An 18,241-nucleotide genomic window follows, 5' to 3' on the forward strand; every position below is an offset into this window, starting at 1 on the left:
GCCCCAGTTCTGTTTGCGTGTCGACAGCACGAAGCGCTGTCCGCGCCACGGATGGAACGGGTGCGTAACCTCGAACTCTATGCGGGCTTGAGTGTCAGTACGAACTGCAGTCCTGGACTTGAAAGAACGGTATGTCGGAGGCTTTCGTCAAAACCCTGAAACGCGACTACATACGCATCTCACCCATTCCCGACGCCGACACAGCGCTCCGGAACATCGATGGATGGATCGAGAATTACAACGAAATCCATCCGCATTCAGCGCTGAAAATGGCATCCCCAAGGGAATTCATCAAAGCATTGTCTCAATAGCTGACTTGTCTGGCGAAATGGGGGGCACTCCAGCCGCACCTGTCTGTGAATCAATCTAACCGATCCCGAAAAAGGCTAAAATTGCAATCACAACAACGACGAGGCCGACGAGATAAATAATCTGGTTCATGTCACCTTCCTTTCCCCGAATCAACGGCTGCCAAGCCAATAGGTTCCTCGGGCCACGTTCGGGAATGGTTTGCGCAGTTGAGATGCGTCTTATGGCAAAGCGATCACACCAGGTATTCATGATTGCGAGCCATGTTTCATCGATCCACGCGGGCTGGAAAGACCGAGCGCCGTCATCGCCTGGCTGTGTGTCCCAACTCCTTGTCAGGCGCTCCTTACCCGTGCATCCATCTCACCGGTTGCGTCTCTTCCACTCGCGATATGGCGCGAGCAACTGACCCGGAAATCGCTTTTCAATTTCTTCTTCGGTTATTACAATGCGCGCCAACACCTCGTCGCGTTCCGCGCCTTCGACACGTTCACTCGCAGCCTCCAGATCAGTCATGACCGAAAAGACTTCGTCCTTTGTCATCGCCTCAAGTTGGTAGGCGAAATCCGCGACGGAAATGTTGTTGAAGTTCGCCATGGTTCACCTCCAGCCTTCCCAGCCCTAAAGCTAGATTCGGCTCGAAAGTTCCCCGAGGCCTACCGCAAGGGCCATCCTGACAAAATATCGCATGGGGATTTCCTTTTCGTTTCGATTTCGCTGGACCTCCCTTTCAGCAAAGCCAAGCACGACGTGTCCTGATCGGGCCGATGCGGTAATGTCACAAAGTCGCACGACGTGTGCGACCTTCGTCTGAATTCCCATTCATGCCAGTCCGACGGGTGCTCAAATGGATTGAGGCTCAACTTAAGGTTGGTGCTTCGAGGATAGAAGCTGCGATGAAGCGCTCCGGGCCATCTCGATCGTTGAAGTAGTATACAACAATAATCTTGCCGTCCTGTCTAACCAAGGCGCATGGATAACCTAGGTCCGCATCGTCGCCATCATCCCGGAGAACCGCCGGTTCGGACCATGTTCCGCCCCTATCGCGGCTGACGACAGCGCTTAGTCCGAAGGGTGGATCTCGAAAACCGTAGAGCAGCACCAATCTTTCGTCGGGCAGAGCGACAAGCGCAGGCGGATTGCCCATGATCCCCGTATTCCGAACTGGCGTACCGACACAGGACCAAGTCCGCCCCAGATCCGCTGACCGATATGCCTCCAGCCAGAACCGATCATGGGCCCTACGACGAACGACTGTGTAAATCGTGCCGTCTGCGAGGCGCGTCGACGACGGCATGATGGCGTACCCCGTCTGTTCATCCCAGACGAATCCTTCCGAGGAAAAACTCAATCCTCCGTCCTGCGTGCGGGCGCAAAGGATACGACCTTCTGTCCCATCGGCTTTCGGCGCGGTGAGCATAAACAAAGCGTCGTGTCGGCCCAGCGTTATGATGTCGGTACGCGCAGAGAGCGCCTCTTCGTGAGACTTCAACCCTTCGAACCTAAAAGGCCCATTCCACGAGCGAGCACGGTCCTTGCTGACGTAAAACCAGCTCACTGATCGCCCCGATATCCCGGTGCGGGCTGCCATGACGACTTGCTCGCCATCGGCAAAGTCGATCGGGGTGGGGAGAGTAATGAGATCAAACGCCGGGTCCACATTGGGTCCTGCTTCCAAGTCCTTCGTGACATGTTCGTCCGCCGAAAGACTGCGCGCACCCGGTACGCTCCCACAGAATGGTTCTGCCTGCCAAGTCAGGCCGCCATCGAGGCTTCTCGCCTGAACCGGAGTGAACGCGTGATGCTGATCTTCGAGATGAAGGTTTTCGCTTTCCCTCCCTAGACGGCCTGTGGCGAAGACGCAGACAATTTCGTTTCCCCACGCCCACACGCCGTAATTCGCGGGCCATCCCGCGAATGCGCCGAGTCTCCGATATACGACGGTATGAATCGCTTCAAACCTTGCGGTCATCTCTTCTATTCCCGCGCTCGCAGCCTCCAAGCTTCCGCAAAAGGATGAATGCTGAAAGGCAAAAGCAAATCGCATTGGCGATAATTATCGGCCACTCTTCTTTGAGGACACCAAAGACAGTCCACAGCGCAAAACCGGTAACGGTGAGAACGTACATCCGGGCAGAGAGCGCCGAGGTATCGCCTGTTTTTACGACCTTCCATGCCTGCGGAACGAAGCTACCCACTGAGCAAATTGAGGCGAGATAGCCGATGAGCAGCGTTGCTTCCAAGTGTTCTCCATAAACGTGCGACCAGGATTCTAGCCGGGCACCGCCGCAGCCGCTGTGACTGTGAGCAGACCGAACAGAGAGCCTTGCGAAATGTTCCTCGCATAGGACCGGCCTTGGTCGCGGTGAGCTAGCGAAAGGCTGAAAATACTTCGCGTGCCATGTCCGCCGATCGATATTGTTTCCTGCCGCAGCCAGAATGCACTGCTCGCACCGACTTCAAGATCCTCTGCACTTTCTTCGAGAGGCCATCGAGCGCGGCATGCGGTTAGTCTGCGACGGGGAAGCCAGCCAGGGTGTCGCACACCCAGCAAATGTTGCAGTTTCGTAATCCGCGTTATGCCATTAACAGGTTGTTTGCTAATGCGTTTTTATGGTTTGAGAATACGCGAATTATTTCAGTTCCCTACGGATCCCGCGATCGGTGAGGCCTTCGCGATAGCCGATTAATTGTGTCATCCCCTGCCGGAGCGGGGTACTGCTAACGGAACGGTTGGTCCCTGTCGGCCGAGACTTTGGATAAAAAGGGCACATAGGCTTCTCGAAATTCCAATTGCCCGAAGGAAGTTCCCTATTGCTGTGTTGCGCCCAACCCCGCAAACGGTGTTTCGCGCGTCGCACACCGTCGATCCCTACAATTCGAGCTGCGATATTCTGCCGTTAGGATCCAACCCCGGTGCCAAGGCGCGGGACGTCATGTCCGAATTTCGAAGCGCTCGTCTAAGGGTCGACCATCGCATACTGTCCCGGTCGTTGAGGACGCTACGGGCTGCGAAGTATCAGGACACCTCTCGCCCGCTTTGAGTAAGCTTTGGGGGCGATACGGCGTGTCTCACATGACGCTTCTTGTCTGAGCCGGAGGAGCTTCTCATTCGTACCCGTATTATTGCACCACCTATCCAGAGGCCTGGGTTACGACCTATCTCGAACCGGGTTACTTTGACGTAGATCCGGTCCTCGACATTATCCGGTGGGGGTTCCTGCCCGTGGACTGGTCTTTTTCGAGCACCGGTCAGATCCGTCCGCACCCATGGCATAGGTTCTTATGGCTTGACCATTCCCGTCCGTGGGCCAAATGGCGAACGCAGCCTTTTTCCGTGACTTCGCGCCTTCCCAGACAGCAATGGACACATTGCGAACTTCTTTCATTCACGAAATGTAGGTCCTTGCAAGCCATCTCCATGAAACTGTGTGAGGCGGTCGGTTTTCGAAGGCTCAACCGTATTCGCAAACTCTCGCGACGAGAGACACAGTGCCTGCAATTGCTCGCAATGGGCCGGATCGCTTCGGGGAGGGGCATGCCGGGGCGGGCAGCCTCAGTAATATACCCGATCTCAATCCGTGAGCCGAGAACCACGTTGGGTCGGGGGCAGGCCTGCTTGCACCGGCATTTCGGGATTAGATGGACCGACTGGGGCGTGAGCGCCCGTCGGTCGATGCTACGGAACCCCGGTCCTTCACCGGTGCAGGCCTTAGCAAGCGCCGCAGTACCTTGAGTTTTTTTGCCGTATCAGTGTGTTGATATTTGCCTGTCCGGCCGCTTAAATCTTCAAAGACGCTGAAGCCACTTCGACCTTCCGGACATCGGAGCAACATTTATGACCCGCCAACTTTCTCTCCCACGCGAGCGAATTTCCGTGCTTCTCCTAGAAGGTATTAGCCAGACCGCTGTGGACTACTTTTCTTCGTCCGGCTACACCAACCTCGTTCATTTACCGAAGGCGCTCGACGACCAGGATCTTCAGCGCCACATCGCCGACGCTCATATCATCGGCATTCGTTCCCGCACGCAGTTGACGGACGAGATTTTCGAATCCGCCAAGAAATTGATCGCCGTCGGCTGTTTTTCCGTCGGTACGAACCAAGTCGATCTGGATGCTGCGCGGCGGCGCGGCATTCCGGTGTTCAATGCACCTTATTCAAACACGCGATCGGTGGCCGAGCTTGTGATCGGCGAAATTATTATGCTGACACGGCAGATCTTTCCGCGCTCGGCTTCGGCGCATCAAGGTGGGTGGGAGAAGTCCGCTGTCGGCAGCCGGGAGGTCCGCGGCAAAACGCTTGGAATTGTCGGCTACGGCAATATCGGATCGCAACTCAGCGCGCTTGCCGAAAGCATGGGCATGGTCGTGCGCTACTTCGATCTTTCAGATCGGCTGCGCCGGGGCAATTCGGAGTCGATGGCCTCGCTCGGCGACCTTCTCGAGATCTCTGATTATGTGACAATGCACGTTCCCGAAACACCCTCGACGCATAATATGATCACTGAAACCGAATTGCGCCGCATGAAGAAGGGCGCCATCTTCATTAACAATTCTCGCGGGACGGTGGTCGATCTCGATGCGCTTGCGAAAGTCCTTAACGACGGGCATCTGGCGGGTGCCGCGGTGGACGTGTTCCCTAAGGAGCCGGCATCGAACAAGGAGCGTTTTGAGACGCCGTTGCAAGGTTTGAGCAACGTCATTCTGACGCCGCATATCGGCGGCTCCACTGAGGAAGCCCAAGAACGCATCGGCGGAGAAGTTTCAAGGAAGCTGGTCGAGTATTCCGACATCGGCTCAACAATGGGTGCCGTCAACTTTCCGCAAGTGCAACTGCCCGAGCGCCCGAACGGCACGCGTTTCATTCACGTGCATGAAAACCGCCCCGGCATGCTCATCCAGCTCAACGAGATCTTCTCATCGCGCGGGCTGAACATCGTCGCTGAGTTCCTTCAGACGCTTGGCGACACGGGCTATGTGGTGGTCGAGGCCGATGGAATTTCCGAAAATGCCGACGAAATTCTTCAGGCGCTACGCGAAATTCCTGGAACGATACGAACGCGATTAGTCTACTGACAGCTGTTAGGGCCGATCTGTTGCGGGGCAATAAGGGTGTTTTCGCGGGACAAGTGAAGACGTCCAATGCTTAGAATGCTCGATTCCAAGGGCCCGAGCGTTTTTGCCTGGGCAGACTACCGAATGCGACAAGGGAGGGTCGAGCTAACGCGCACATGGCCAACGTATGCTGGCCGGGCTCGCGAGCATTCGCCCAAAAATACGCACCCATTGATGGTTTGACGGAAGAGTGGATTGGCAGAGCATGAGGCACGTCAGGCCGCTGCGTTTGAGCAGATGGCAGCGGAAGGCACCGCCCCGCAGGAAGTCTGGAGGACGCGCCGATGACCGACTCCCCCGAAATGATCGTTTTGTTCAACAACAGCCACTTTGGCCTCACGAGCTGCGGCAAGGAGAGCCAGTCTAGCCCGCGTTGGAGAGCATTTTCCTTCGGTTGCGCGAGCGCAGAAGGCGAGGGCGCGCTGAAAGGCCGGGCCGTAGGTCACCGGCCATCTCTCGGCCAGGACGAACATGGCGTTTCGAGCGTCTTTGATCTCTATCGCACGGGACATTCCCGGAAGCAAAATTACAAGGGTGCTATCCCAGGTCGCAGCAAGCATTTCGAATTCCTGTCTCACCGGGGCTATGAATGCAAATTGTGCGCAGGTGGTTCCGTGTTTTTTCGATGAAATTTTAAGAGGCGGACCGCGTGAACGAGATCGCACTCCTCACGGACGAACTCGCCGAGCGCGAACTCAGATCTTCCGCAGCAAGAACAGCATGACCAGGGCCGATAATGGCGTGGAGCTGCAAAAGCTGGCGGTGATCCCTCGCCTGTGACCGGTGCAATCGGTCTCTGGACTCCCTCGAAAAGCGGGTGGGCAGCATGACGAGAGTCAATTCAGCGCAATCTTGTAACCTTGGCCTCGGCGATCGCCGCGATGAACGCTACTCGGGCTTGTTCCCATGGGTAGGTACCAACCATCGCGTCGCTGCATTTATCAACGGCGTCGAAGTAAGCGACGCCCGAGGCGGCAGGCCAGTTTTCACCAAGCAGGACCGTGGCCTTGTTCGGTGTCCAGACTATCTGCGCGCCGTCGAGCTCGGGAAGTTCGATGATCACGCACTTGTTCCAGCTGTCAACCACGGCTGTTCCTTTTCTTTGTGCTTGCTCCCCCGCCGTCAGGCGTTGAGCTTCGGTGGCGTATCGTTCTCATCCGGGTTCGGGTTGGGAACTTCGTCAGGAAGGATGTCGGGCTCCGGTTCCTCGATCGGTGGCTGTGGCACGTCCGGGGGCATGTGCGGCGGGAAATCAGGTTGGGGCGGCCTCGGGATCGGTTCGGTAGGCATCATGATGGACTCCTGTTTAGGAGGGCAACTGATCTCGCGTTGGGATTGTTCCGATCTTTCGGTCAAGGTGCCAGCATGATCAAGCTTCACCTCCCATACCCGTCGGTCTGGGGCCTATACGACGGCTGGGGCGCGAAGCGCCGGCTGTCGCCGACCTACACGAAATGGCGCACTGACGCTGGTTTCTTCATCCAAGTCGAGGCTGACACTCGGCAGGAACTTCTTCCGCTAGCGATCTGCCGAGCGCATCATGCAGCAAATGCCAGACCGCGGGATCCGATGGGGGTGGTCCGTGCGCCGCTCGAATAAGCGACTGCCTGTGCGCAATGCGAAGATAAAGTCCCCATCGACTTGCTAGCGACACATTCGGTCTATAAATACACAGGCATCGATATTTGCTTGTTGAGCTTTGTTTTCTCGCCTTTCGCGTTCAAGCCGACCTTCCCTCTCAAAATCGATCTATCTGCCTTGGCTGTCACAAGGTCGGTCGGGGAATCATGATTTTGAAAGGAATTGTCATGAACACTGGAACCGTAAAGTTTTTCAATAGCGCTAAGGGCTTCGGCTTTATCGAACTCGAGAACGGCGGGACGGACGTATTCGTTCACGCATCTGCTGTCGAACGAGCCGGTCTGCGTTCGCTTGTCGAGGGCCAAAAGGTCACCTTTGACATCGTTCGGGACGCACGGTCTGGCAAGAACGCAGCTGACAACCTCGCAGCTGCCTAAAAAATTCGCTTCTGGCCACTGACCACGGATGTACTGGCAGTGCCGCTGAGGCGTGTGTAGAAGGTCGGGTTTTGCCCGGCCTTTTTTATTGGCAATGTGGTCTGTTTGCTGCCCCGTTCCGCGTTTTCGGCTGACCCTAGAAACTGGGGGGAATGGGGCTCGTCTAGATGAGCGATGTTCTCGAACTGTTCTCCGCGTAAGAAGTGCTGGATGCCTGGCTCGCAACCGATGCGAGATTGCAACGAAAAAGAGCCTCGAATGTTCATTAATCCGCACGGATTAGAAATCCACTTTTGTACATGCCCCGTTCTCACGCCGTTCGGCGCGTATTAGCGATCAAACTTTCAGTAGAAATTCAGCGTTTTCGTCGGAAGAGGGCAACTGGGTAGCTCGCTAGCTTCGGGGACGCGCATCATTACGTGACGCGTGCGTTTCACCCATAAATCAGCAAGGCCCCGCCGGAAAAGAGGATCGCGCACCAAGCCATAGAGGGTGCATTGGCGCTCAGAGGGAACCGTTGCTCTCTTAGACAGTTGAACCCTATTAGGCCGGCTGGAATCTGCCCATGAACCAGTCCTCGAATGGACGAATCTATGACTGCATCGTCGTTGGCGGTGGGCCAGCGGGCCTTACCGCTGCTATATATTTGGCACGCTACCACCTCTCCGTTTTGGTGTTCGACGATCAAGCAAGCCGCGCCGCCAGTATTCCCGTGTCCCACAATCATGCGGGCTTCCCAAACGGTGTGATTGGCGAAGAGTTGTTGGCTCGTATGCGAACGCAAGCGGAGCGATACGGGGCCTATGTGAGGTATTGTCAGATTACGGAGCTGCGCAAGAGAGGTTCGCTGATCGAGGCGATGTCCGCGATTGGTCATTGGAGGGCGAAGACGGTGCTTCTGGCGACCGGGGTCATCAATCGGCGACCGCAGATGCCGGCGGCCGTTCATGATGACGCGCTAGCCCGGGGGCTTCTGCGGTACTGTCCGGTTTGCGATGGGTTCGAGGTTACGGATAAAACCGTAGGCGTTATAGGGGTTGGGACGAGAGCGTTCCAAGAGGCGATTTTCTTGAGAAGCTATACGCGCCACCTCACCATTATCTCGTGCGAGGATAAGCCTCGTTTGAATGAGACGCAGATTTCTGAACTTCAGGAGACCGGCGTCAAGCTGGAGCGCGGTCCCGTGAGTTCCATCGAAATCGCGGGCGATCTTCTCGTCATAAACACACCAGACCATCGTCTCTTCTTCGCTTCGGTCTATCCAGCGTTGGGCTCGGACGTGCGGTCGGATTTGGCATCGCGACTGGGCGCTCGGCTATCACGTGAAGGATGCGTGTCCGTCGATGCCCATCAAAGGACGACGGTGAGCGGCTTGTACGCGGCGGGCGACGTTGTACAGGGGTTGGACCAAATCAGTCGCGCAATGGGGCAAGCGGGGGTTGCCGCCACTGCCATCCGAAACGATCTGTGCGAGCAAGTGTTGCGGGTGCGGTAAAAGAGGCCGGACGGTCTCAGATGCAGTTGGGCCGCCCGGCGTATCATTTGTTGCTTCGATAGTTCCACTGCATACGCTTGAGGCGATCTATCGATCTGCAGCAGTCACCTTAGTTGTGTTCGGAATGACTTCGAGAACCAATCTCAGCTCCACCAGCAGGGCATGATGCTGATCGAGAACTTGGATGCTGATCATAGAAATTGGGTCCTGCGGAAGGCCGTCAGCCGCCATCTCCGCCAGGGTGACCTTTGCCTCTTTGATCGCCGCCTGTTCATCTGCGAATTCGAACGCCCGATCTTCGGCGCTGAACCCTTCCTGATCAGTTGTCCTGAAGTAGAAATTTGGCATGTGATGTACTCCTACTGTCATATCGATACACGGGCTGCCGCGCAGTCGCTTCAACCTCAGAACCGGAGGGATGGCGCCTAGCGTGTCGTGACCACGTTCTTAAGCAATCGGGTGACATCGACCTCGATCCGCGCGCAATCGGAGTCGAGTTCGGCCACATGACTGGAATTCCGGCCTTCAACTGCCCGCACCTGGTCGCGCTGATGAGCCGCAAATCCGTACGCGCGCAGGAGATCTTTCAGCTCGGGAACGCGCAAAAGCTCGATCTGGGGACGATACGTGGGCAATTGTATCAGTAAGCGCGAGCGCCCTATTGCTTCGAAATCCAACGACGTGCCTCCTAATTTGTTTTGGGCATCCAGTCGCGAACGGCGAGAAAAGTTCCTCATGCCACGTGCGGACGGGGGTGTTGAGGCCCCGAAGGGCGACGTTGCCGCGCTTGTAGGGCTAGGCGCTTGCTGTCTTCTCTGTCGACGCTCTCTAGAAAATAACATTGTGTTTGAGGAACCGATTGGAGGTGCCCCGGTTTGGAAGGCCACAGCTACAACGGAGTATCCAATGGCAGGATCAACGGAACCACCCTGCTCCGCAGGGCGGCGGCCAGCAGAGTCGCCAGGGGTGACCAAGGCAACGACCAGGGTGGCCAGCAAGGGGGCCGCAGCGAGATCGAGGTGGCACGGGTACTCCTCTTCCAAGAGTTTCCAACCTGAGGCATGGCCGATGACCGACCATCAGGTTAAGCAATGATCGCCAACATTTGTCTTAACTGTAGTTGCGGGACCTTCGCCATTTGCTCCGCGTTATACACACCGCAACGCGGCGCACGTCCAGCCATGTCTGAGCGGCCTTCGTTAATGGCACGAAAGGAGAAACCCACCGGCAGGCGTGACTGGGGGCATGGTCTGATCCCTAGCTAATTGTGGAGATCTGAATGAAAATACTGCGCGACAACGGCCTGACGATCGTATTGCTGCTGGCCTCGTTGGGCACGGTGGTGGGCATGCTCTTTACCGGACTCCACGTCTATAACGACGAATTGGCCGAACACGGGGGGCAAATGGTAACGCTGCCAGCTTACCTTATAAGCGGTCATTTCCTCTCCGCCTTGTTCGAGAATTGGGAGTCGGAGTTTTTGCAGATGAGTGCCTATGTGGTGCTTACGGCGTTCCTGTTCCAACGCGGCTCAGCAGAGTCAAAAGATCCCGACGAGCCGTCATCCCAGAATAGCAACCCTGCGGACGACCAAGACAACGCCGAAGCACCGCTGCCCGTAAGAATGGGCGGCATGGCAAGCTCGCTCTACTCCTATTCCCTCGGTTGGACATTGTTTCTCCTCTTCGTACTCAGCTTTCTAATGCACGTGAGGGAGAGCGCGTCTGCGCAGGCGGTTGAGGCCATGCTGCATGGGCAGCAAGCACCTTCGATTGGCGAACAATTCTTCAGTGCGAGGTTGTGGTTTGAGTCTTTCCAAAATTGGCAATCGGAATTCTTATCGACTGCAGTTCTCGTCGTCCTATCGATTTTTCTGCGGTTTCGTGGGTCCCCTGAATCGAAGACGGTCTCCGACCCGCATTCCAAGACAGGAGCATAGACCGGTAAAAGGGCCGGCGGATATTTACTTTTGGATGTCCTAGCGCTGACAATCCGTTCACGACAGCGCTCGAGAAAAACCAGGTTCCGCTGCTGCGCCGACCATCGCGATGGCAGCTACTCAGGCTGTTTTCATCGTCGAATGTTTCCGCGTCGTTCATCGACAGGTGGAGTGGCAGCGCTGCGCTCACTCGCCGCCGCGCTCGCGGTTTGCCAAACCATGCGGCGCACCCGCCTTGGTAGCCCTGATAACGGTGTTCCGATTCCCTGCGCGGGCTCGCAATTCCGCGGTAGCCCAGCTCGCGCACAATTTCTGACCGATTTCGTGGGGGAAAGGACCTTGGTCGTGGAAGACGTCCGCCCCACCTCCTGGGCTCGGGCGAAAGATTCATCTGTTGCACCAAGCCGGGCGTTAAGGAGGCGGTGCTGTGAACACGAAGCTGCATACTGACGGATCATTTCAAGCCGTGCGTCAGGCGATCGACGATGCGCGCCAGGCGTTCGCGGGCGGAGGCGCCGATCATCATCGCGACGCCCTGCAACACCTTGGTCGCGTTGTAATGAACTCACTGGCTGAGATCATTGAAACTGACGGCGGCACAGATGGTCCGACGGCATCGCCCAGGATATCGAGGATTGTTATCAAAGGGTCATCGATGAAGAAGAAGCCGCGGAACCGGACAACCCAGCGCGGCAATCTACTCAGGGAACGATGAACCCTCGACAGCAGGGAGGGGGGGCGATGAGCACTGGCCCGGACCTGCTGCAGATTTCCCTTGCACGCATAAACATGGAGCGCTCCGAACTCGAAGAGGCCGGCGTGATCGATAAGGGTATCGACGGCGACAAAGCATAGTCGAACTTCGGACGCGACATTGATACTTTCATTGTCAAGCTGCCGCAAAGTCGACTCGCTGCGTTAGCCGCGATGATCCAGAGACGAGCAAATCGTCAACGTTGACGGCATCTGGGGGGAATGCGGGATGGCTCGTTGAGCGACGGCTAGGAGCGGACCGTGGCGCGCGCTAGCGGCAACAGAGGTGCCGTTGCCGGCAGTGTCAACAGCCCGTGATTATTTCCTGACCCACGGAACGTGCTTCCTGCTCGATGGTTGGGTAGGTCTCTCTCAATAAAATGATCGGACCCTAAAATTCCTGAGAAGACATTGAACGACCTCTTCCTTGACACGCTGAAAGATATCTACTTTGCCGAAAAGCAAATCGTGAAGGCCCTTCCTAAAATGGCCCGCGCCGCCCAGTCGGAAGAGGGCAAAGCTGGTTTCCTGCAGCATCGTGATGAGACTGAAGGACAGATCGAGCGTCTCGAGCAGGTGTTCGAACTGATTGGCAAATCTGCCCGCGGCAAGACCTGCGAAGCCATCCAAGGGCTCATCGCCGAAGGCGAAGAAATCATGGAAGAATACAAGGGCACGGCCGCACTGGATGCCGGCCTCATTTCGTCGGCCCAAGCCGTCGAACACTATGAAATTGCCCGCTATGGGACGCTCAAATCGTGGGCCGCTCAGCTTGGCCTCGATGCGGCCGTCCCGCTCCTCGACGCTAATCTCCAGGAGGAGATCGCCACCGATCAGAAGTTGACGGCACTTGGTGAGGTTGCGGCAAACCCGAAGGCGTCCAAGCGGGCGGCCGAGTAGACCACCTCAACGAAAAGCCGCGCACATAGTTGGTTTTTCATTTCGCATCGGCGTTGGACGGTCGGTGGCGCATTGCGACGGCACACGCCGGACGACACAACGCCCCTACCGTTGCAGACTGCACGCAGCCGAGGCATCTCATCACCCTTTTTGCCGACGGGCATGGAACCTTTTCATGCGGCAATGTTTGGGTGAAGGCGCTCTCAACCGTAACCGCTCCAGAACAATCACGATCTGGGTTCATGGTTAGCAGCGGTTGGGCCGCGTTTAGCTTAAGGAGGTACGTCGATGGGTCGCGGTATTCTACTCTGGCTACTTGGTGTCCCGATACCGATCATTATTCTTTTGATGCTTTTCATGCGATAGGAGGCTGCCATGGCACCGTCAGTGCTTGCCGATGTTTCAACACCGGCCGAATCATCCGTTCCAGCCGTCAGCTGGGCGCCGATCATTGCAGGTGCCTTCGCGGCCTCTACATTGACGCTCATTCTCATGCTCGTTGGCTCAGGCCTTGGCCTTACATTGATATCACCGTGGTCTGGGGAATCCGCCAGCGCCACCACTTTCGCGGTCTCAAGCGCCATCTGGCTGGTGATCGTCCAATGGCTCTCGTCGGGCCTGGGCGGCTATCTGACCGGGCGCTTGCGCACCAAATGGGTCGGGCTTCATACCGACGAGACCTTTTTCCGTGATACAGCGCATGGTTTTCTGGCCTGGGCGCTAGCAACGATGCTTGTCGTGTTCGTCCTCGGCTCCGCCACCTCCGCTGCAGTCGGAACGGGGGTGAAGGCAGTTTCCTCAGTCGCGTCAGGCGCGGCCCTTGGGGCGTCAGCGGGCGCAACGAGCGGTCCTGAGGTGGGCGATTCGAACGGGATGCCGTCTTATTTTGTCGACTCCCTTTTCCGTCCAACCGATCCCGCTCGCCTGACGGCGCCGGGCGCCGAGGGCGATGGAGCCGCAGCAGCGCAAGCTTCCCGAATTCTGGTCGCGAGCGCTGCGGCTGGCGAAATGTCGCCGGAGGACAAGACGTATCTGGCCCAGTTGGTCGCGGCACGTAAAGGGTTATCGGAGGCCGATGCGACAACCCGGGTCGATACGGTACTTGCGCGGATCGAAGAGGCCAAGGTCGCCGCTCAAAAAGCTGCTGACGCTGCCCGAAAGGCGGCTGCGACATTTGCCCTTGTCGGCGCCTTATCTCTCATCATCGGAGCATTCATAGCGAGTGCCGCAGCCGCCCTTGGTGGACGACAACGGGATGACCTCGAAACGCTTTCCTGAGGGTCCTTTAGCTAAGCTTTGCATTCTACCTCTTCCTCGACGTCCTTTTTGCCGGGGCAATGGTTGCCTCGGCATCGCTGATCGACGTGTAGGCGGCGCCGCGATTTCACTATCGCTCTGCTTGCTCTACTGCTCGTCGTCACGACGAAGACCAAGGTGCTTGGCAGGTCTGACCCAACTGATCCAAAGGAGACCACGATGAAAGCCCTTTGCTGGCATGGTAAGAACGACATCCGGTGTGACAGCGTCCCCGACCCGCAGATCGAGGATAGCCGCGATGCGATCATCAAGATGACGGCCTGCGCAATCTGCGGCTTTGGGTCACGAGTTCATGGGCGAGGTCGTCGAAGTCGGGAGCGACAACAAGAAGCTCAAAGTTGGTGATCGGGTCGTCGTGCCCTTTACGATTTGCTGTGGCGAATGTCCGCAATGTCTCAAAGGCAACTGGTCTCTATGCGAGCGCAGCAATCGTACCCCCGAGAACGCGGCGAAGGCATTCGGCTATCCGACAGCGGGTCTGTTCGGCTATTCTCATCTAACCGGCGCTTACGCCGGCGGTCAGGCCGAGTACGTCCGCGTCCCCTATGCCGATATTTCGCCTATCATCATTCCGGGCGGAATGACCGATGAGCAGGCTCTCTTTCTCGGCGACATCTTTCCAACCGGTTGGATGGCCGCTGCGAATTGCGAGATCGAAGCCAGCGACATTGTCGCGGTGTGGGGATGTGGCCCGGTCGGCCAGTTTTGCATTAAAAGCGCATTCATGCAGGGCGCCGCCCGCGTCATTGCCATTGATAATGTACCGGAGCGGCTCGCTCTGGCGCAGTCGGCTGGCGCCGAAATCATCAATTTCGATGAAATCGACTGCACGATTCCCGATTATATCAAGGAAATGACTGGCGGGCATGGCGCGGAGAAGTGCATCGACGCAGTTGGCGCCGAGTCTCATGCCACCGCCTCGTTTGACGCCATCGTTGACAAAGTTAAAGCAGCGACACTGATGGGAACCGACCGACCCCACGTGCTGCGCGCGGCGATTATGGCGTGTCGGCCGGGCGGAATCGTCTCCGTGCCTGGCGTCTACGGGGGCGTTCTCGACAAAATTCCGTTCGGCGCGGCGATGAACAAGGGGCTGACCATCCGGACGGGGCAGACGCATGTCAATCGCTATTCGCTCGAGCTGCTTCGCCGGATCGAAGAGGGCGAAATCGACCCCGGCTTTATCATCACACACCGTGCGACGCTTGAGGATGGTCCCGGTCTCTACGAGACCTTCCGTGATAAGAGGGATGGTTGCATCAAGGTAGTGCTGACCGCCTGACGGTTCACGGCGGCCGCGGGGAAAGGACACAGACGACCGTGCCCAGGCAACGAGAACGACCCCGAGCATCAACATTGTCGGCATTTGCGACAAAATGCTCTCGCAAAGCCCTCGTCATTCTTGACGGGTCACGGCGTGCGCTAGGAAACAGGGGGGCGAGCCGTTAACGGGCCGAGGGCGGTCGTCGGCATAACAGCAACGACAAAGATGCCAGAACGGTCGCGCGAGACAAGTAGAAGAGGCCTGAGCTTAGGTCGCTACACCAGTGACAGGGTTCACTTCCGGTTTTTCACTCGTATCCTTGGCGTCAGGAGGTTGAACGGTTGGCGGCGCGATCGATTCCTCGTCGCGGTGCTTTTTGCGATCGGCGGGGTGATGGACGTCTTCCGGCTTCGCCTGCTCAGGCTTTGCATTGGTGACTTTGGTTGCCATAGCGATACTCCTTCCCAGTACAACGGCCCTGGATAGGTGCGGGTTCCGCATACGGAGGGTTTCCATGTCATTTGATCGCGAAAAAGCTGGCCCCGAAAGGCGACTGACGAGCCCACAAGGCTCCGGTGTCAACGAGGGATCAGAAGCAGACCTTGTAACCTCGGCCGACGAAAAAGGTGGCTTCTCACCTTCAATTCTGCCTCGTCAGGTACACGATGGGCGCGAATGCTGACTAGCTCTATAGGCCGATCGGCCACCAACTCCCACCTCAGGTGGCGCGATCTCCGTTTGGTTCAGCAATTCCTGCGTTGAAGAGTGCTCCTGAACTTCGCCAATCACGTAGCTGTCGTGGCCGACAGCAGGGACGTCGCAGGCTGCTTCGATGAGGTCAGAGACGAAGAACGGGATTTCGCTGGCGTCCATCTGACGTCGCCTTCAGTCATGTTTGGCCCTACTCTGAGGGCGGGGAACTGAGCGGCCGCCCGGATCGATAGGAGCGAAGCTCACGCGTAACCCGCTGGACACGATTAATCTGGTCATTCACCTGCGTGACCGGGATCGCCACTACCGTGAGCGGGACCGTCACCAGTGCCGGGGTCGCCGCCACCGCCGTGGCCCGGATCATCCCCCTCCGTGCCGGGGTCGCCGCCACCGCCGTGACCCGGATCACCACCGCCCGTGCCGGGGTCGCCGCCACCGCCGTGGTCCGGATCACCCCCGCCCGTGCCGGGGTCGCCAACATTGCCGTGGCCCAGATCGCCAGCGCCGGGGCCGCCGCCACCGGTAGATGGGGTGCCTGGGTTTCTGCCAGCACCCGTTTTGGTGTCGGTCTTACCCGGATTGCCTTTCGATATTGTCGGGACGATTGCACTTGTCACCGCGGCCGACAGCGGCTCGCATTGTTCTTCTGCAGCCTCGACCATCCGGTTTGCCGGCCCACGGGGACTGCACTGCCCGGGGAAAACGGAGCGCTCAATCATCTGTCCTTGTGCTGGGGTGGCTGTCGATAAAAACCCGGCCGACACCAGGGCCAGACCGGTGCTTATCAGAAGTTCACGTATCGCGTTCATTTTCGCTTCACTAAATTAGCTTCATGCAAAATAAACTTGAGTGAGGGAAATGGTTCCGTCCGACGCGTGGCATGGGACCTTTGTCAGCGCCTGTGGGACCAAGGTCCCATGTGGAGGATCTTGGCCCGCGTCTGAAAGCGAACCGCAGGAACGGAAAGGCTGTTCTGGTGTCGTTGTCAGTCCAGGGCGGAGTAATAAAATCGCTGCGCGAATAGTCTATTGCTAGGGGCTGGCACGGAGAAACGGAGCCTGGAAGCGACCGAGCGATCACAAAAAGGAATGGCCCCGTCGCGGGACGACGAGGCCAGAGGCGCTTATCGAAGAGACTTCACTTGGGGACGATCGTGAAGCTCGGGCCTGATCTCGATCGGGGAAACGGGATAAGGACAATTGAGAAACGCTTTCGTTATGAGAGTTCCTGGCCTCCCAATAAGAAACGGTCCTGAAGTCAACGACGGGGCCGAGGACAGTGTGCTTTGTTGGGCCAGGAGGTTGGAAAAACGCTGGGCCCTTCCCGACCTTGATCGGTTCCTGTCTCTGTGCGGCGATGGCGCTGGGCCTCAGTTTCGCTAAGGCCATCAGGCGCGTAGTTTTTGAAGTGGTAGGCAACGGTAAAAGGCAGCGCCTCCAGAGGGCGGGCAAGTGTGGCCCGCGGGGGGCGGGGTTTTGATTGTTATTCAATCACCCGTTGAACCAGTGCCGGGATCGCCGCCACTGCCGGTGCCAGGATCGCCGCCACTGCCGGTGCCAGGATCACCGCCGCTGCCGGTGCCGGGATCACCGCCGCCGCCGGTGCCAGGATCGCCGCCGCTGCCGGTGCCCGGATCACCGCCGCCGCCGGTGCCAGGATCGCCGCCGCTGCCGGTGCCCGGATCACCGCCGCTGCCGGTGCCAGGATCACCGCCGCTGCCAGTGCCGGGATCACCGCCGCTGCCGGTGCCGGGATCGCCGCCACTGCCGGTGCCAGGATCGCCGCCGCTGCCGGTGCCGGGATCACCGCCACTGCCGGTGCCGGGATCACCGCCGCTAACAGGAGTACCCGGGTTGGTGTTACCGCCCGGACTGGTGGCGGTCCGATCCGTTTTGCCATTCGTTGTTGTCGGGGCGATTGCGTTTGTCGCCGGCAATCGCTCACATTGTGCTCCTCCGGCTCCATTGATCTTGTTTGCGTCTCCAATCGGGCCACACTGACCCGGGAAAATGGAGCGCTCGGCGATTTTCCCTTGCGCCGGGACGGCTATGAATAAGAAACCTGCCGACACCACGGTCAGACCGGTGCTTATCAGAAGTCTATGTATCGTGTTCATTTCGACCTCACTAATTTAGCTATATGTTATGTAATCTTTGGTGAGGAGAAAGGTTCCGTCGGACGACTCGGCTTAAAAACTGCCTACAGGGCTAGGGTACTATCCTGAGTGTTTTGGGCGCCGTTTAGGGGCGAGCTTTAGTTCCTCCGGTTGAACAACGAGATGCTGCGACCGTCGTGTCTAAACGAAGCAAACTGCTTCCGCGAAATCTTGGGGGCATGAAAAGGAATGGCCCCGTCGGGGCGCGACGAGGCTAGGGGATCTTGTCGAGAGACTTCACTGGGGAAATTTGTGGGAGCCCTG

The 18,241-nt window shown here is 57.7% G+C and carries 20 protein-coding genes and 2 pseudogenes; 10 read left to right on the plus strand and 12 right to left on the minus strand.

Annotation, left to right across the window (positions count from 1 at the left end):
• Positions 1-81, minus strand: an 81-nt coding sequence (locus IB262_RS36815; protein WP_348646952.1) for a DUF5372 family protein, incomplete at its 3' end; no start/stop codon positions are given.
• Positions 82-125: 44 nt separating this feature from the next.
• Between IB262_RS36815 and IB262_RS33930 the strand changes: the two are divergent.
• Positions 126-311, plus strand: a pseudogene (locus tag IB262_RS33930) (integrase core domain-containing protein); the annotation flags it as partial.
• A gap of 361 nt (positions 312-672) precedes the next feature.
• Here the strand turns inward: IB262_RS33930 and IB262_RS33935 are convergent.
• The 3 genes from IB262_RS33935 to IB262_RS33945 form a co-directional block, all read right to left on the minus strand.
• A complete protein-coding gene (locus IB262_RS33935) occupies positions 673-906 on the minus strand; it encodes a hypothetical protein (RefSeq protein ID WP_113554708.1) in 234 nt (77 codons plus the stop codon).
• A gap of 262 nt (positions 907-1,168) precedes the next feature.
• Positions 1,169-2,281 (minus strand): exo-alpha-sialidase, encoded by a 1,113-nt coding sequence (locus IB262_RS33940; protein ID WP_113554707.1) that lies wholly within the window; start codon positions 2,279-2,281, stop codon positions 1,169-1,171.
• A complete protein-coding gene (locus IB262_RS33945; RefSeq protein WP_113554706.1) occupies positions 2,265-2,552 on the minus strand; it encodes a SemiSWEET transporter in 288 nt (95 codons plus the stop codon). The genes IB262_RS33940 and IB262_RS33945 overlap by 17 nt, the downstream gene beginning before the upstream one ends.
• 1,595 nt (positions 2,553-4,147) lie before the next feature.
• On the opposite strand from IB262_RS33945, the gene serA reads away from it, so the two are divergent.
• On the plus strand, positions 4,148-5,386 hold the full coding sequence (serA, locus tag IB262_RS33955) for a phosphoglycerate dehydrogenase (RefSeq protein ID WP_192494487.1): 1,239 nt from the start codon (positions 4,148-4,150) through the stop codon (positions 5,384-5,386).
• Positions 5,387-5,709: 323 nt separating this feature from the next.
• Entirely contained in the window at positions 5,710-6,054 is a 345-nt protein-coding gene (locus IB262_RS36280) for a hypothetical protein (RefSeq protein WP_049811001.1), read from the plus strand.
• Positions 6,055-6,266: 212 nt separating this feature from the next.
• On the opposite strand, the gene IB262_RS33965 is transcribed toward IB262_RS36280, so the two are convergent.
• Entirely contained in the window at positions 6,267-6,512 is a 246-nt protein-coding gene (locus tag IB262_RS33965; protein WP_112976924.1) for a DUF982 domain-containing protein, read from the minus strand.
• A gap of 35 nt (positions 6,513-6,547) precedes the next feature.
• Positions 6,548-6,718 (minus strand): hypothetical protein, encoded by a 171-nt coding sequence (locus IB262_RS33970; RefSeq protein ID WP_090300513.1) that lies wholly within the window; start codon positions 6,716-6,718, stop codon positions 6,548-6,550.
• Between the two features lie 515 nt (positions 6,719-7,233).
• Here IB262_RS33970 and IB262_RS33975 point away from each other — a divergent pair.
• Entirely contained in the window at positions 7,234-7,443 is a 210-nt protein-coding gene (locus tag IB262_RS33975; RefSeq protein WP_029742828.1) for a cold-shock protein, read from the plus strand.
• Positions 7,444-8,008: 565 nt separating this feature from the next.
• Complete coding sequence (locus tag IB262_RS33980) at positions 8,009-8,938, plus strand: NAD(P)/FAD-dependent oxidoreductase (protein WP_192494488.1); 930 nt, start codon at positions 8,009-8,011, stop codon at positions 8,936-8,938.
• Between the two features lie 87 nt (positions 8,939-9,025).
• Here IB262_RS33980 and IB262_RS33985 read toward each other — a convergent pair whose 3' ends face one another.
• Together IB262_RS33985 and IB262_RS33990 are read right to left on the minus strand one after the other, a co-directional pair.
• Positions 9,026-9,286, minus strand: a complete 261-nt coding sequence (locus IB262_RS33985) for a hypothetical protein (RefSeq protein WP_029742830.1) — start codon at positions 9,284-9,286, stop codon at positions 9,026-9,028.
• A 77-nt stretch (positions 9,287-9,363) separates the two neighbouring features.
• Positions 9,364-9,615 (minus strand): hypothetical protein, encoded by a 252-nt coding sequence (locus IB262_RS33990; protein ID WP_029742831.1) that lies wholly within the window; start codon positions 9,613-9,615, stop codon positions 9,364-9,366.
• A 602-nt stretch (positions 9,616-10,217) separates the two neighbouring features.
• Between IB262_RS33990 and IB262_RS33995 the strand changes: the two genes are divergently transcribed.
• The 5 genes and pseudogenes from IB262_RS33995 (at position 10,218) to IB262_RS34015 (ending at position 15,129) form a co-directional block, all read left to right on the plus strand.
• On the plus strand, positions 10,218-10,877 hold the full coding sequence (locus IB262_RS33995) for a DUF6766 family protein (protein WP_029742833.1): 660 nt from the start codon (positions 10,218-10,220) through the stop codon (positions 10,875-10,877).
• 427 nt (positions 10,878-11,304) lie between these two features.
• Complete coding sequence (locus tag IB262_RS34000) at positions 11,305-11,592, plus strand: hypothetical protein (RefSeq protein ID WP_029742834.1); 288 nt, start codon at positions 11,305-11,307, stop codon at positions 11,590-11,592.
• A gap of 434 nt (positions 11,593-12,026) precedes the next feature.
• Positions 12,027-12,530 (plus strand): ferritin-like domain-containing protein, encoded by a 504-nt coding sequence (locus tag IB262_RS34005; RefSeq protein ID WP_029742835.1) that lies wholly within the window; start codon positions 12,027-12,029, stop codon positions 12,528-12,530.
• Between the two features lie 375 nt (positions 12,531-12,905).
• The gene (locus IB262_RS34010) at positions 12,906-13,808 is read left to right on the plus strand and encodes a hypothetical protein (protein ID WP_192494489.1); all 903 of its coding nucleotides are present in this window, start codon (positions 12,906-12,908) and stop codon (positions 13,806-13,808) included.
• A 198-nt stretch (positions 13,809-14,006) separates the two neighbouring features.
• Positions 14,007-15,129 (plus strand): annotated as a pseudogene (locus tag IB262_RS34015) (zinc-dependent alcohol dehydrogenase).
• A 249-nt stretch (positions 15,130-15,378) separates the two neighbouring features.
• On the opposite strand, the gene IB262_RS34020 reads toward IB262_RS34015, so the two are convergent.
• The 4 genes from IB262_RS34020 to IB262_RS34035 all read right to left on the minus strand — a co-directional run bounded on the left by IB262_RS34020 (position 15,379) and on the right by IB262_RS34035 (position 17,634).
• Positions 15,379-15,561 carry a hypothetical protein gene (locus IB262_RS34020; RefSeq protein WP_060609066.1) on the minus strand — a complete coding sequence of 61 codons (183 nt, stop codon included), beginning with the start codon at positions 15,559-15,561 and terminating at the stop codon, positions 15,379-15,381.
• A gap of 204 nt (positions 15,562-15,765) precedes the next feature.
• Positions 15,766-15,984 carry a hypothetical protein gene (locus IB262_RS34025; protein ID WP_060609062.1) on the minus strand — a complete coding sequence of 73 codons (219 nt, stop codon included), beginning with the start codon at positions 15,982-15,984 and terminating at the stop codon, positions 15,766-15,768.
• A 113-nt stretch (positions 15,985-16,097) separates the two neighbouring features.
• The gene (locus IB262_RS34030; protein ID WP_146243048.1) at positions 16,098-16,439 is read right to left on the minus strand and encodes a hypothetical protein; all 342 of its coding nucleotides are present in this window, start codon (positions 16,437-16,439) and stop codon (positions 16,098-16,100) included.
• Between the two features lie 865 nt (positions 16,440-17,304).
• On the minus strand, positions 17,305-17,634 hold the full coding sequence (locus IB262_RS34035; RefSeq protein WP_246802824.1) for a hypothetical protein: 330 nt from the start codon (positions 17,632-17,634) through the stop codon (positions 17,305-17,307).
• Between the last annotated feature and the right edge of the window lie 607 nt (positions 17,635-18,241).

It is taken from the genome of Ensifer sp. ENS02 (assembly GCF_014851885.1).
In the GTDB taxonomy this organism is placed as follows: Bacteria; Pseudomonadota; Alphaproteobacteria; order Rhizobiales; family Rhizobiaceae; genus Ensifer; species Ensifer adhaerens.